The following is a 14,279-nucleotide window of genomic DNA, read 5'->3' on the forward strand; positions in this document are numbered from 1 at the left end:
CCTTCGAGTATCGCTTCGCTGCTAGGGCGAACTGCGTCCTGCGAGTATCGCTTCGCTGCTAAGGCGGACTGCGTCCTACGAGTATCGCTTCGCTGCTAAGGCGGACTGCGTCCTGCGAGTATCGCTTCGCTGCTAGGGCGGACTGCGTCCTGCGAGTATCGCTTCGCTGCTAGGGCGGACTGCGTCCTGCGAGTATCGCTTCGCTGCTAAGATTGTATAGCATCTAGCAGCGTAGCGTCCTAGCATCTAGGCTTTTGGCCTGTATAGCATCTAGCAGCGCAGCGTCCTAGCATCTAGGCTTTTCCCTTTTATAGCGTCCTTTGACATGAGATCAGTCTAGTGGTTATTTATTCCACGGATTGTTTGGATCAAATGTAGGCTGCGGCTTATTTTGATTACTACGCTGTGTCGCTGCATCGCTGTCATTTGAACGACTCGATGAGGAATATGAAGGTGATGACGAAGAAGCATATGAACGACTTTGATTATGTTTCATTTGTTCATAATCAGCCGTTGCTTTGGCTTTCATTTCGGCAACTAACTCAACCGTTAAAGGCTGCGGCTTACGCGGTAAAATACCGTCAGCAAAACCACGTTCACGAGGTTTTAATTCAAATTGTGCAGAGTTACCTTTTGGCATACGCTTGAAACGGTACAAATAAAAATTTTCAACACGCTCTCTCGCCCATTCCGTCTTTTTTAGGAACTTAACACAAGCGTCCATATTAGGGTTGGTATTGAAGCACTCTAAACGCAAAGCTGCGTAGAGAATTTTCCAATCATAAAATGCCACTAACTCAGATATCATCGTTTCTGATTTTAAACCGTGAAGTGGATTATTTTGCTGCAGTTCTACCATGCTATCTCATGACCTCAAAAAGCTGTCTCTATAATGTGTATAGTTTACCGTTAAAATGCCCCATCGTCTTTATGCATATTTCACACGAGAGGTAATGAGTTAACTAAAACTCATTACCTCTAGTATGGCGGTTAACATCGTTTTCTGATTTATTTATGACGATACTCACAGATGTGAACCAAAAAATAACGACTTAGTCGTTAACAGAAGGTAAATTAATCCGTATATTGAAAGGGATGCACTGATATTTAGTTAATAGCGTGTGTTAAAATAGTTCCATTATAGTTGACCATCATCAAAGATTATCGAGGACATTGGTTTGAAGTTATCACCAAAATGCTTGTACTTATTTATTTTAATTTCGCCTCATGTCATAGCAGAAGAAATCTTAAACAATCTCGATTTAGATTTAGACTCGCTGATGGCGATGGATGTACAAGTGACTTCGGCGATGAAAAGAACCCAATCAGCCTTTGAAACCGCTTCATCTATATACGTATTAACCAAAGAACAAATCACTCGTTCAGGCGTGACTTCTGTTCCAGAAGCCCTGAAAATGGTACCTGGATTAGCCGTTAGACAACTTGATAATAATCAATGGGCAATTTCTTCTCGTGGTGTTGCATCGCGATTTTCAAGCAAATTACTCGTTATGGTAGACGGTCAAAGTTTGTATACCCCTAAATTTGCCGCCGTGTATTGGGAAACCCTAAACGTACCGTTATACGATATAGAACGTATCGAAATTATCCGCGGTCAAGGTGGGTTACTGTGGGGCAGCAATGCCACTAATGGCGTCATTAATATCATTACTAAAAACAGCATTGATACTCGGGGCCTATATGCTGATGTCAGCAGTGGTAGCCAGCTTAATGTCGATACCAACCTTCGTTATGGTGGCGATATTGGTAATAATGGCAGTTTCAGAATATATAGCCACGTTAAAGATGGCCAGAAGTCTGACAAAGGGATTGAAATGGAGCCGGCTGACTTTTCAGAGCAACAATCTGTAGGCACCCGGTTTGACTTTACCCCAAACGATCAATGGTCAGGACTTATTCAAGGTGACATGACTCAATCTACATTAGGCCAAAATTTTCGCGGCGTCGTGGATGAAAGCAACCGTAATATCTCATTTACTGACAGCTTAGATCGTACCGATGTTCGAGTCATGGCGAGGTTGGAAAATCGTATTTCACCCAAAGCTAACCAAATGCTGCAAACATCTTGGTTAAAACAAAGTGGTAGCCAAACCCATTTACAAGAAAATTTTGAATCTTTTGATGTTGATTATCAGATGAATTTCCTGCACCAAGACTTACAGTTCGATTGGGGGCTAAACTACCGTTACAATTCTATTTCTTTTGCAGACAGTACCTTTGTGCAAAGCGATGGAGGTTTTGAAAGCCTACATCAATATGGTGGATTAGCGCAGGCTCAATATAACGTGATTGCGGACACATTAGACTTAATTGTGGGTGTCAAAGTTGATCATAACGATTTGACTGGTTGGGAAAACCAACCACTAGCAAGGCTGGTATGGAAACCACTAAATAATCAAGTCTTGTGGGCCTCTGTATCAAAAAGTGTTCGGGTTCCCTCTTTACTTGAATTTAACGACAACTTTCTTATCGATGGACAAAGAGTCGAAGAAGTATCGCCTATCACCACCGGAATACCCGAGATTGATCGTTATTATATCCGCACTTACCTCAATGGTAATGACAACGTAAAGTCAGAAAAATCTGTATCTTATGAAATGGGCTATCGTTTATCTGATACCACATGGGCACTTGACCTATCGGTTTATCATACTGATACCGATGATGTAGCTGTGATCCAAATCGATCCGAATATCGATCAGTTCCTCCCCGTGTTTGCATTGTTACAGGCTGGACAGATTGATGCCGCAGTACAAGCATTGACGACAACATCGATTAATTTTGACTTAGTCTCTAATGCAGGGCTGACCACTGAAGGTGGTGATGTGGTGTTGTCATGGCAACCGTCTGACAACTTTACTGCCGAGGTAGGTTACAGCTATAACACCTTTAATTACGACTTAGCAGACAACACGTTCCCAGCGATTGGCTTTGACTCAACCAGTCGTCAACTGTTTACTAAAGCTGATATACATTTTTTTGAACAGCATAATATTTTTGCCTCACTCAGAGTTGAAAATAGTGATGCCTACCAAACAGAAAATTATACCGCACTCGATTTAACTTGGAATTGGGCTTTTCACCCTAACTGGGCATTCGCCATTATGGGTAAAAACCTGTTTGCAGGTTCACATCTTGAGTATGGCAATGATAGTGAAACGTATACACGATCAAATTATATAGACGAAAGTGTCACTTTTAAAATTACGGCGAAATTCTAACTGACTTAATGTTAACTATTAAACGTATTCTGTTTGGATCATTTATAACGCTTTTGCTTACTATAAGCCAAGGCGCGATTGCTGACGAAAAAGAGTATGCACTTAAAGCTGGTTTTTTATTTAACTTTGCCCGTTACGGCGAATGGAGTCATCACACAAATACAGCCAGCTCTTTTACACTGTGCAGCCCTGATACTAGCTTTATTAGTGTCTCGCGCTCAATCCTCAATGGTCGTAAAGTCAATAATTTACCAATAGAAAATGTCGAAGTGAGTCTCACAGAAAAAAACTTAGAACAATGTAATATCTTGTTTATCACAACCGACACCCTTGAATCTTGGCAACAATTGGATAATAAACATCTTGCTGATGTCATGATCGTTGGTGAAACAGACAACTTTATAGAGCAAGGTGGGCATATTCGTTTCTTTTTATCCGGTGGTAAAATTCGTTTTGAAGTCTCACCCGAAAAATTAAAATTATCGGGGATAACAATGAGTTCAAAAGTATTACGCCTAGGTCGAGTAGTGAATAATTAATGCTATGAAACAATTTTTCGTGCTAAATACTATCAGTAAAAAATTGCAATTCATTTTAATGAGCGTTGCCCTCATTTCGACACTCACTGTGACATCAATATTCAGCGCCTTCGAGCTGTCTTCCGCTAAAAGAGAACAAGTTGAAAGCCTACACAGCTTGTCGCAAATGTTGTCGCCCAATATCACTGCGGCCTTATTATTTGATGATCAAGACGCCATTCAAGAACTGATTAATCCTATCTTGTTAAGATCAGATGTATTATCTGTCAGCGTCACTAATGTTGAAGGTGTTGTGTTAGCTCAGGCATTATCAAAGCGCCCTTCTATGACCCAGATTGATGACGACCTTAATGACATCACTCAAGTGATGACACCATTGACACTCGACAACCAACAATATGGTGATTTACACATATCAGTAGATGACAGCATTATCACTGATAGAATTACATTTTACGGCCAATTTATTGTGCTATTACTATTATCATCTCTTTGTGCCAGTTTTTTTCTCTCATTATTCTTACGTCGTAAATTTTTAAGTCCAATGTTATATCTCGCTAAAATTTCGCAAAAAATCACCGTGTCACAAGATTACAGCTTGCGTGCTCAAGTACAGTCTGAAGATGAAATCGGTCAGTTAACCACCTGTTTTAATAGTATGTTAGATAATATTGAACAGCGTGAAAGCTCGCTTGAAAGTGAAGTACAACTGCGTACTAGAGAACTAGAGAATGCCAATATTCAATTGCACGAATATGCTTATCAAGATGGCTTAACCCTGCTACCCAATCGACGTTTTTTCTATGAAAAACTGCAGTCGCTTATTGATACAGATGACATGTTTTTTGCGTTAATTTTTATCGATCTCGATGGCTTTAAAGAGATCAACGATTCCTTAGGCCATGAATATGGTGATCTGTTACTGCATCAAGTGGCTAAACGTTTACGTGGATGTGTTCGAGATCATGATACGGTTGCGCGTCTAGGCGGAGACGAGTTCACCTTAATTCTTGAAGATGTGAGTGACTTAGAACACGCTGCAACAATTGCTGAAAAAGTGAAAAATAGCCTGATGCAATGTATTAGCATTAAAGAAGTGCAAGTCAACGTGACAGGTAGCATCGGGCTTACTTTCTACCCTGCCGATGGTCAAAATGTTGAAGCGTTAGTCAAACATGCTGATCAAGCCATGTACTTGTCTAAAAGCAAAGGGCGTAATCGATATGAATTTTTCTCTCATGCTATCGAAGAACAAGCAATTGAGAAACGTCGTCTTATCGAAGAAATTCGCATAGCACTTAAACTCGGTCAATTTGTATTGTTTTACCAACCCATTTTTGACCAATCTGGCGTTAATGCTACCAAGGCAGAAGCGCTCATCCGTTGGAATCATCCACAGCGCGGCCTTATTGGTCCAAATGAATTTATTCCGGTGGCTGAACAAAATGGTTTAATAGAAGACATTGGTAACTGGGTAAGAGACCAAGCGATTGAAGATGCTGCTCATTTTTATCAATTGTCGGGCAACAAAATGCAAGTGAGCGTCAACACCTCACCGTTGCAAATTGATCAGGAGGGTTTGTGGGTCGATGAATGGATATTAGCGTGTAATAAATTCAATTTACCTCGCGATACCATGATTATCGAAGTGACAGAAAACACCTTGATGGACCCAGACTCTCCCATTCAACAGCAAATGCTACGACTCAATAATTATGGTATTGATATCGCCATTGATGATTTTGGAGTCGGGTATTCATCATTAGCCTATTTGCAACGACTCGATATTGATATTCTAAAAATTGACCGATCGTTTATTCAGCACATGGAAACCAATGAAAGTAGCATTGCGTTGGTACGAGCTATTATCACCATGGCACATCATTTGAAAGTTAAAGTCGTAGCCGAGGGTGTTGAAACTGAAGGACAACACCAGTTACTTCAACAACTGTCATGCGATTACTTACAAGGTTATTTATTTGCCAGACCTATGCCAACACAACATTTTATTGACCGTTATATCTTACCGTTCCCACTTGCCGCAGAGTAATAAAAAACTCATACATCGTCATGTAAAAATAGTATGTTGAGTCTTTGATATTGGCGTTAAACCTTCGAATTAAGGCATTCACAAACACTTGTAGCGGTAGAATATTTTCATAACAGTTTGCTGTCATGAAAGTAAGAGGGAGCGGTAAAAAAGCTAACAAATTCATCGACCTGCTACACAGGCCGACAACATTATCCAACTAAAAACTATCCAAATTAATTCATTAACGATTTACATCAACAACCACACGGCCACGAACCTTACCAGCTAACAAATCACTTGCCACATCAATCGCTTCAGTCAAGCTGATTTCATGAACAATGTCATCGAACACACCAACATCCAAGATTTCGCCTAGACGTTGCCATGCCTCAATACGGTCAGCTAAAGGTCGCATTACACTGTCGACGCCCGCTAGGGTCACGCAACGTAAAATAAATGGCGCTACGCTGGCAGGAAAATCCATTCCCTGTGCCAAACCACAAGCAGCAACCGTTCCGCCATACTTGGTACTAGCACACACATTGGCTAAGGTATGGCTGCCGACAGAATCAACAGCACCAGCCCAACGCTCTTTAGCCAATGGACGACCAGCTTCTGACAATGTTGCGCGATCGATAATGTCTTTGGCACCTAACTTTCTTAGGTAGTCACTTTCATCCATTCGGCCAGTCGAGGCGACGACGTGATAGCCTAACTTGGCTAAAATAGCGATAGCAAAACTGCCGACTCCGCCATTAGCACCAGTAACTAGCACCTCACCTTTGTCTGGCGTTACGCCATTTTTCTCAAGAGCCATCACACATAACATTGCGGTATAACCTGCAGTGCCAATCGCCATAGCTTGTTGCGGTGAAAATGCTTTTGGTAATGGAATAAGCCATTCACTTTTTAAACGCGCTTTTGCAGCCAAGCCACCACAATGGGTTTCACCCACCCCAAAACCATTCAATAATACTGTATCACCTGTGGCAAATTTATCATTATCGCTATGTTCCACAATGCCTACTAAGTCAATGCCTGGCACCATAGGGAAAGTTCTCACTACAGGTGCTTTACCGGTAATCGCGAGCGCATCTTTGTAATTAAGCGTGCTATAGAGCACTTTTACCGTTACATCACCTTCAGGTAACACGTTTTCATCGATACTTTTTACTGTGGTGCGGTAACCTTGGTCGTCTTTTTCGATCAACATGCCATTAAACATTTTGCTCTCCTAATTTAGACTGATCGTCTATTAATGGTTAAAAAATTTTATTTTGCTAACGCTGCCATAAAATGATCATAGTAGTTATCAAGTGGGCGTTCATCTTGAACTAACTTTGCACGGCTTACCGCTCCTTCCCAGCCAACCCAAAAATTTTCAGCTAGAGCATCACAATCTGCCGTTGCAGCTATTTGTCCGAGTGATTGCGCAGCTTTGAGGCAACGAGCTAAACAAGCTTGCCAACTCAGAAAAATCGCAATAATTTGCGGTCTAAAGCTGTCTGGCAAAACGCCAATTTCTTGACCCAAATTACCCACTAAACAACCGCGTTTAAATTGGTATCGAATCATTCCGGCCTTAGCATCATCAACGAAGTGTCTAATCCGCGTTAATGGTAAATAAGCTTCATCAAGCAAATGAATTTCAAGTTTATGTAAGAAGTATTCAGCGTAGTTCTGCAATACCGCTTGGCCAAAGACTTCTTTACTCGCAAAATAATGATAAAAAGAGCCTTTCGGAACGCCCACCTTTTTCAAAATGGGTTCAATACCCGATGAGGCAAAACCTTGCTCTGTCAGTTGCTCAAGACCACTACGAATAAGCTCTGCCCGAGTATCTGGATTATCTCGCGATACTTTGGGAGGTCTGCCTCTACGAGGTTTAGGGCTTGGCTTAGTATGCGGACTTGTCATTATATCTACACTTAAATTATTCATACCCCTATATTAGACCGAGCGTCTAATTAAATGCAATAACATTATATCAAATCCTACTTGAAGCCTAGTTACCCAGTAATATCAAGGTCGCGACAACATTAACATGAGCTAGTAAAGCTCTATCTCACAGCAATGTTGCCACCGAATAACATGCCGACTTAATCCACTGCTATTACTGAAACTGGCAATAGATAACCCACTACATCCATGGATTTATGTATAAGTAATTTGAAATAGTTAACTTAGGAATGGCAGAAAACGCAGTGGCCATTCAACACATATCACGCGATAAAACCAAATCTTTTGACATAGCGACTCGAGTCAAAACCATTTGAATTCAAATCATTCGAGCTGTAACCACTTATTTAAAAACACCTTATTAATAGCTAAAAAGTGCACCAAATCCACTTGCGAATAGCATCATATCTGTAACGTTTATACTGCATAATAAACAATCTATAGCATCAACATTAGGCAAATACCCAGTAAAACCGATGACGTTCACACTCAACTTGAAATATATAAAACTTTAAATACAGCAACTTAAGCTAACCGCCGTCGAAAATTAAAAAGATGAACAGCACATAGCTAAAAAGTACTCACAACTTAATCAGCCAGTGTGACATCGTTATATTTCATGCCGCTGACAGCGTATCGATATAAAGTTAAATAGTTGTTAAAAAACATTTATTACTGCCGTAACTGAGATTGGATTGGAAATTTTACCTAAAATGATGTTAATATAGTTAGACCACTAACTAGTTTGGTGGTTTTTTATTGTTGAATGAAAAATGAATTAACAATAATCCGATTAGCCCGCACCCAGGAGGACATTATGTCAACGGACACGTCAAACGAAGAAAATCTCACTACCACTATGTTGAACACCGCTAAATTAAAGCTGAAAGAGGCTTCACAATTATTTTGTTTATGTGCCCTTTTAAGTACCTATCTCTTTGTTATGTTGAAACCTAGCGGGATTCAAAATCACAAAGCGTTAGGAGGAAAATAATTCATGCATTACTTAACCTATGTCTCATTAGCAATATATTTCCTGGTAATGCTAGGCATTGGATTGTTCGCGTATAAACAATCAACAAGCGATGTATCTGGTTACATTTTGGGTGGCCGTAAAGTCAGCCCGCAAGTTACCGCACTGTCAGCTGGAGCCTCCGATATGAGTGGCTGGATGCTAATGGGCTTACCTGGCGCCATGTTCTTAGTAGGCTTCGAAACCATCTACATTGCGATCGGCCTATTAGCTGGGGCATTGATTAATTATCTGATCGTGGCACCTAAATTACGGGTTTATACTGAAGTCGCGGGTGACTCCCTAACGATCCCTGAGTTTTTTGCTAAACGCTTCCACGCACCTAACAGTAATGTGCGGATTATCGCGGCAGTGATCATTGTGATCTTCTTTACCTTATATACTTCGGCAGGATTAGTCGCTGGCGGGAAATTATTTGTCTCTGCATTTGATTTAAATTATGAACTCGGGCTCGTGATCACCCTAGGTGTAGTAGTGTCTTATACCCTACTCGGTGGCTTTTTAGCCGTCAGTATGACTGACTTTGTACAAGGCTGTATCATGTTTGTTGCCTTGATTCTGGTACCCGTTGTGGCATATCAAGAGTTTAGCAGTGCTGATAAAATGATGGGCTTTGCTTATGAGTCGATCCCACATTTTTCTGATGCGATGCAAAATGTCACTATACTCGGGTTAATTTCCAGTCTTTCTTGGGGATTAGGTTATTTTGGTCAGCCACATATTATTGTGCGCTTTATGGCTATCCGCTCGGTTTCTGATATCAAAGCGGCACGAAGAATTGGCATGAGTTGGATGACGGTCACCATTACTGGTGCGCTGGCAACAGGTCTAGTGGGTATTGCCTACGCCAATAAATTCGATATGACAATAAGCGATCCTGAAACCATCTTTATTGTATTTTCTGAATTGTTGTTCCATCCACTGATCAGTGGTTTCCTCTTAGCAGCCATTTTAGCCGCTATTATGAGCACGATTTCTTCACAGTTATTAGTGTCGTCAAGTTCATTGACCGAAGACATTTATCGAGTCATTTCGAAAAAAGAGTCAACTGAGAAAGAAATGGTCAGAATGGGACGTTATGGTGTAGCCGGTGTCGGTATTGTCGCCAGCTTACTGGCGCTCGATCGCTCAAATAGCATCTTATCGATAGTCAGCAATGCATGGGCTGGATTTGGTGCGGCCTTTGGTCCACTGGTGCTGTGTTGCCTATATAAAAAGAACCTGACCCATAAAGCCGCTGTTGCGGGTATTATTTCGGGTGCAGTGACCGTATTATTTTGGATTTACGCGCCAGTTCTGGCAGATGGAAAAGCGTTAACCACCGTAATGTACGAAATGATCCCCGGCTTTATTGTTAGTAGTGTAGTGATTTGGATTACCAGCGCTCTTGACTCGGATCCTTGTAATAAAACAGTTGATACCTTCCATGAAGCGAATCGTGTTTTAACCGAGCAACAGTAATGGAGAACAAAACTATGTCAACTTCACATTGGAAACGGATTGTCGTTAAAGTGGGAAGCGCATTAATTGCGCCCCATCAACAAGGTTGTAGCAGCCATTATTTATTAGGTATTGCACAGTTTATCGCTACCTGTCGCGCTCAAGGATGCCAAGTTGTATTGGTATCTTCAGGGTCAGTCGCCGCGGGTAAACATAGATTCCCAGATACGGCAGAGCCAAGTATTTCGCTTAAAAAAGCCATGGCAGCTGCAGGCCAGGCCGATATGATGGCCACTTGGGATAAATTGTTCGATTTCCCATCGGCGCAGCTATTACTTACCCATGGTGATTTACGCGACCGTGACCGTTATATCAGTATTAAAAATACTATTTTTACCCTGTTAGACAATGGCTTACTCCCCATTATCAACGAAAACGATGCTGTTACCGCAGCCAAGTTACGTGTTGGGGATAATGACAATTTATCAGCTATGGTTGCCGCAGCAGCGGATGCAGATGCGTTAATTATCTGCTCTGACGTAAAAGGGCTTTATACTAAAAACCCTAATTTACATGAAGATGCCACGCTAATTAAGCAAGTCAGTGAAATCAATGCTGAGATTTATGCTATGGCTGGCGGTGCTACGAGCAGCGTAGGTACTGGCGGCATGTTAACCAAGATTGAAGCCGCTGAGAAAGCAATTTCACACGGAATTGAAACCATGATTGTCGATGGTTTTGACGCGGACACATTCAATCAACTTTTAAAGGGCCAAAATCCAGGCACTTTATTCACCCCGTATGATGTACCGATGCAAGAACACTTGCATTGGATGATGCATACCTCACAAGTTCAGGGTGAGTTAATTGTCGAAAATGACTTTAGCGCTGACCTTGAAGAGCATGATACCCAACTAACCACTGACGATGTAGTGGCCGTAAGAGGCAACTTTTCCGTCGGCGATACTGTTTTAGTGCGCAAAGGCGATGGCACTAAATTGGCAAAAGCCAAATCAAACTACAGTAGTTGTTTATTACATTTTATTGCAGACCAAGAAGATCGTGAATTTGCCAACAATGCCCAGCAAAAAACGGGCCCACTGATCTCTGACAAAAACATCGCCATTTTGGAGCAACTATGAGTTTAATTAAAGATTTATCGCAAGCAGCAGCCACAGCGGCACAAACTCTAGCCCTATTAGATGAGAAAGTTAAAAACACTATTTTACTTGATATGGCCCGTGCACTTAGAGCACACAGCGACGATATTATTAAAGCGAATTTATTGGATCTTGACCATGCCGAAAAAGCAGATTTAGGCGCGGCAATGATAGATCGATTGACACTGACACCTGAACGTATTGAATCTATGGCTGCGGGCATTGAAACCGTTGCATCATTACCCGATCCTGTCGGCATGGTACGTGAAATATGTGAGCGACCAAATGGTCTAAACATTCAAAAAATGCGCGTACCTTTAGGCGTTGTTTGTATGATTTATGAAGCACGCCCTAATGTTACCGCTGATGCAGGTGCATTGTGCTTTAAATCAGGTAATGCAGTGATATTGCGTGGCGGTAAAGAAGCAATACATTCAAGCAAAATCATTGCTTCTATTTTACAAAATGTATTGCAAGCATATCAATTACCACCAGCACTGATCACCGTAATACCCGATCCAGATCGCGCTTTATTACTAGAGCTTATGCAGCAACGTGACTTTATTGATGTCATTATTCCACGCGGTGGCGAAGGCTTAATCAATTTTGTTACAGATAACAGTAAAATACCTGTTATTCAACACTTTAAAGGTGTTTGTCATTTGTATGTTGATAAAGATGCCGATCTTGATATTGCGATGTCTTTATTGCTCAATGGTAAAACCCAACGCACTGGAGTATGTAATGCTCTAGAGGGATTACTGGTACATCAAGACGTAGCGGCAGCCTTTTTACCTAAAGTGGCAGCCCAACTTGCTGCACATAAAGTACGTATAAATGTCAGCAAAAATGCCCAACAATACTTTGAGCATGCCAACGTTATTAGCGATGATGATTTCGGCCAAGAATATTTGGATTTAGAAATTGCCATTCGCCAAGTCACTGATTTTGATCATGCTATTAATCATATTCGCCGCTTTGGTAGCCATCATACTGAAGTGATTTGTACCCAAAATGAATTAACGGCTACGCGTTTTCAACGCACCGTGGATGCCTCGGTAGTGATGGTTAATGCGTCGTCACGTTTTTCTGATGGTAGCGAGCTCGGTCTAGGTGCTGAAATTGGTATTGCCACCAGTAAATTGCATGCCTACGGACCTATGGGCCTTGAGTCACTTACCACTGAGAAATACTTAGTCAGCGGTGTAGGTCAAGTTCGCGCATAATCAAATAGGCTCCACAATTCAAAGGCCAAGCGAAAGCGTGGCCTTTTCTTTTTAGCGACATTTTCGGAGGTTGTCATCTCTCAACATGAATCATTAGACCCCAATACCTGTATCGCCTTTATTGGTGGTGGCAACATGGCAAGAGCCATAATCAGCGGCCTACTTAAACAAGGTCATAACAGTGCCAATATTCTAGTGTGCACCCCCAGCCAAACTACTCGACACGACTTAATCGACAAGTTCAATGTTAAAGTACATCAAGACAATACCGCCGCCGTTGCGTTTGCTGATGTCATCATTGTTGCCGTTAAGCCTTTTGTAGTACCTGTAGTGTGTGAGCAGTTGAGTGAAGTTATGCAGTACGATAACCGAAAACTCGTTATCTCGATTGCCGCGGGAGTCAAACATGCCACACTCCGCCAAAAACTACATTTCTCACCCAAAGTCATTTGCGCCATGCCAAACTTGCCTACCGCCATTGGTGAAGGGTTAACGGGTTTATATGCGGGACCAGACACTCACGCTAATGACATTGCGCTAGCAGAAAGACTCATGCGTGCTGTGGGTGAAACAGTATGGCTAAAAGAAGAAAGCCAAATGTCGACCATCGTGGCTGCAGCAGGCAGCTCGCCGGCGTATTTATTCTTATTTTTAGAAGCCATGGAGAAAGCTGCCATTGAACAAGGGCTGCCGCAAGAAACAGCCACTAAAGCTGTGTTGCAGAGTGCTATGGGAGCCATATCAATGGCGATGAATAGTCAGCATAACTTGGCGAGTCTACGTCACCAGGTGACCTCACCTAAAGGCACAACGGAACAGGCAATATTGGCGTTTCAGGATGGTGATCTTGACGAGCTAGTTGCCAGCGCAATGGCGTGTGCAGCGACAAGAGCAAAAGAACTGTCTATAGGCTAACGGGGCTATGAACCTGAGCTGACGGTTAATACCATCCGCTTGGCTATGTGATAGCCATATAGCGCTAAGCTTAAGCCACAATGGCTTAAGCTTAGCGCAGTAACTCTTGTTTAATCAATTTCAGTAGAAAGGTTTCTCGTTCAATCGATAAGCCTTTTTTGCTGCTGTTGGCGATAGTGTCAAGGTTATGCCTAATAGCCTCATCGATATCAATCCATACTGGTATCATGCCGTTATTAATTTCGTGAGCTTCAAATTGGGTTTCCCCCAGCTGACTGTCAATATCACAAGTGAAACAATAAGACAGCATATTAACCGACGTATAACCATCTCGTTGCCAAGGACGATATTCTTCATATAAGCCAAATGGATTAATATTGCGAATTTGTTGGGCGCCAGTTTCTTCTTGTAACTCACGGATAAGCCCTTGCTCTATCTCCTCGCCAGCATCAACGCCACCACCAGGCAATGAATAGTCATGATAACGTTGGGTGTAAAGCATTAATATTTGATTATTACGCATGACAATTGCGCGAGCAGCAAGCCGCGTTAGCATTGTTTGGTGATTCGCAGCAATAAAATCTGCTGGAGTGTCGGAATGATAACGAGTGGTTAAGTGGCGCATTATAGAAGGGCTCATCGCAATAAAAAGCGCATGATACGTTGCCAAACTATATGCTTCAAGTTTGGCGTATAAGTTAAAACTACTTGCAGGGCAGCATATCAGTGCTTG

Annotated in this window: 11 protein-coding genes; 7 read left to right on the forward strand and 4 right to left on the reverse strand. The window is 41.9% G+C overall.

Annotated features, from left to right (window positions below; genetic code table 11):
- Positions 1-343: 343 nt before the first annotated feature.
- Entirely contained in the window at positions 344-859 is a 516-nt protein-coding gene (locus HNW13_RS10070; protein WP_011636249.1) for a VF530 family DNA-binding protein, read from the reverse strand.
- A 319-nt stretch (positions 860-1,178) separates the two neighbouring features.
- Here HNW13_RS10070 and HNW13_RS10075 point away from each other — a divergent pair, with 319 nt between their 5' ends.
- From HNW13_RS10075 to HNW13_RS10085, 3 genes are read left to right on the forward strand one after another with little or no spacing between them, the layout of a single operon-like run.
- Positions 1,179-3,242, forward strand: coding sequence for a TonB-dependent receptor (locus HNW13_RS10075; protein ID WP_192115605.1), 2,064 nt, complete (start codon positions 1,179-1,181; stop codon positions 3,240-3,242).
- A 53-nt stretch (positions 3,243-3,295) separates the two neighbouring features.
- A complete protein-coding gene (locus HNW13_RS10080; protein ID WP_243756235.1) occupies positions 3,296-3,781 on the forward strand; it encodes a YfiR family protein in 486 nt (161 codons plus the stop codon).
- Positions 3,782-3,785: 4 nt separating this feature from the next.
- Positions 3,786-5,831 (forward strand): EAL domain-containing protein, encoded by a 2,046-nt coding sequence (locus HNW13_RS10085; RefSeq protein ID WP_192115603.1) that lies wholly within the window; start codon positions 3,786-3,788, stop codon positions 5,829-5,831.
- A 223-nt stretch (positions 5,832-6,054) separates the two neighbouring features.
- Here the strand turns inward: HNW13_RS10085 and HNW13_RS10090 are convergent, their stop codons facing one another.
- Both HNW13_RS10090 and HNW13_RS10095 read right to left on the reverse strand, forming a co-directional pair.
- Positions 6,055-7,038: an MDR family oxidoreductase gene (locus HNW13_RS10090; protein ID WP_192115601.1), complete on the reverse strand. Its 984-nt coding sequence runs from the start codon at positions 7,036-7,038 to the stop codon at positions 6,055-6,057.
- Positions 7,039-7,085: 47 nt separating this feature from the next.
- Positions 7,086-7,730 (reverse strand): TetR/AcrR family transcriptional regulator, encoded by a 645-nt coding sequence (locus HNW13_RS10095; protein ID WP_243756236.1) that lies wholly within the window; start codon positions 7,728-7,730, stop codon positions 7,086-7,088.
- A 1,039-nt stretch (positions 7,731-8,769) separates the two neighbouring features.
- Here HNW13_RS10095 and putP point away from each other — a divergent pair.
- The 4 genes from putP (at position 8,770) to proC (ending at position 13,546) form a co-directional block, all read left to right on the forward strand.
- Entirely contained in the window at positions 8,770-10,266 is a 1,497-nt protein-coding gene (gene putP, locus HNW13_RS10100) for a sodium/proline symporter PutP (protein ID WP_192115596.1), read from the forward strand.
- A gap of 14 nt (positions 10,267-10,280) precedes the next feature.
- The gene (gene proB / locus HNW13_RS10105) at positions 10,281-11,387 is read left to right on the forward strand and encodes a glutamate 5-kinase (protein WP_101085980.1); all 1,107 of its coding nucleotides are present in this window, start codon (positions 10,281-10,283) and stop codon (positions 11,385-11,387) included.
- Complete coding sequence (locus tag HNW13_RS10110) at positions 11,384-12,631, forward strand: glutamate-5-semialdehyde dehydrogenase (protein ID WP_192115594.1); 1,248 nt, start codon at positions 11,384-11,386, stop codon at positions 12,629-12,631. The genes proB and HNW13_RS10110 overlap by 4 nt, the downstream gene beginning before the upstream one ends.
- A 75-nt stretch (positions 12,632-12,706) precedes the next feature.
- Positions 12,707-13,546, forward strand: coding sequence for a pyrroline-5-carboxylate reductase (gene proC / locus HNW13_RS10115; protein ID WP_101085982.1), 840 nt, complete (start codon positions 12,707-12,709; stop codon positions 13,544-13,546).
- 91 nt (positions 13,547-13,637) lie between these two features.
- Here proC and HNW13_RS10120 read toward each other — a convergent pair whose 3' ends face one another.
- Entirely contained in the window at positions 13,638-14,171 is a 534-nt protein-coding gene (locus HNW13_RS10120) for an NUDIX hydrolase (RefSeq protein ID WP_101085983.1), read from the reverse strand.
- Between the last annotated feature and the right edge of the window lie 108 nt (positions 14,172-14,279).

This window comes from Shewanella sp. BF02_Schw, from assembly GCF_014596695.2.
GTDB lineage: Bacteria > Pseudomonadota > Gammaproteobacteria > Enterobacterales > Shewanellaceae > Shewanella.

Bases quoted from the DNA above. Each gene is read 5' to 3' on its own strand.
- HNW13_RS10085 (WP_192115603.1), top strand. From the start codon at position 3,786: ATGAAACAATTTTTCGTGCTAAATACTATCAGTAAAAAATTGCAATTC.
- putP (WP_192115596.1), top strand. From the start codon at position 8,770: ATGCATTACTTAACCTATGTCTCATTAGCAATATATTTCCTGGTAATG.
- HNW13_RS10070 (WP_011636249.1), bottom strand. From the start codon at position 859: ATGGTAGAACTGCAGCAAAATAATCCACTTCACGGTTTAAAATCAGAA.
- proB (WP_101085980.1), top strand. From the start codon at position 10,281: ATGTCAACTTCACATTGGAAACGGATTGTCGTTAAAGTGGGAAGCGCA.
- HNW13_RS10090 (WP_192115601.1), bottom strand. From the start codon at position 7,038: ATGTTTAATGGCATGTTGATCGAAAAAGACGACCAAGGTTACCGCACC.
- HNW13_RS10095 (WP_243756236.1), bottom strand. From the start codon at position 7,730: ATGACAAGTCCGCATACTAAGCCAAGCCCTAAACCTCGTAGAGGCAGA.
- HNW13_RS10120 (WP_101085983.1), bottom strand. From the start codon at position 14,171: ATGCGCCACTTAACCACTCGTTATCATTCCGACACTCCAGCAGATTTT.
- HNW13_RS10110 (WP_192115594.1), top strand. From the start codon at position 11,384: ATGAGTTTAATTAAAGATTTATCGCAAGCAGCAGCCACAGCGGCACAA.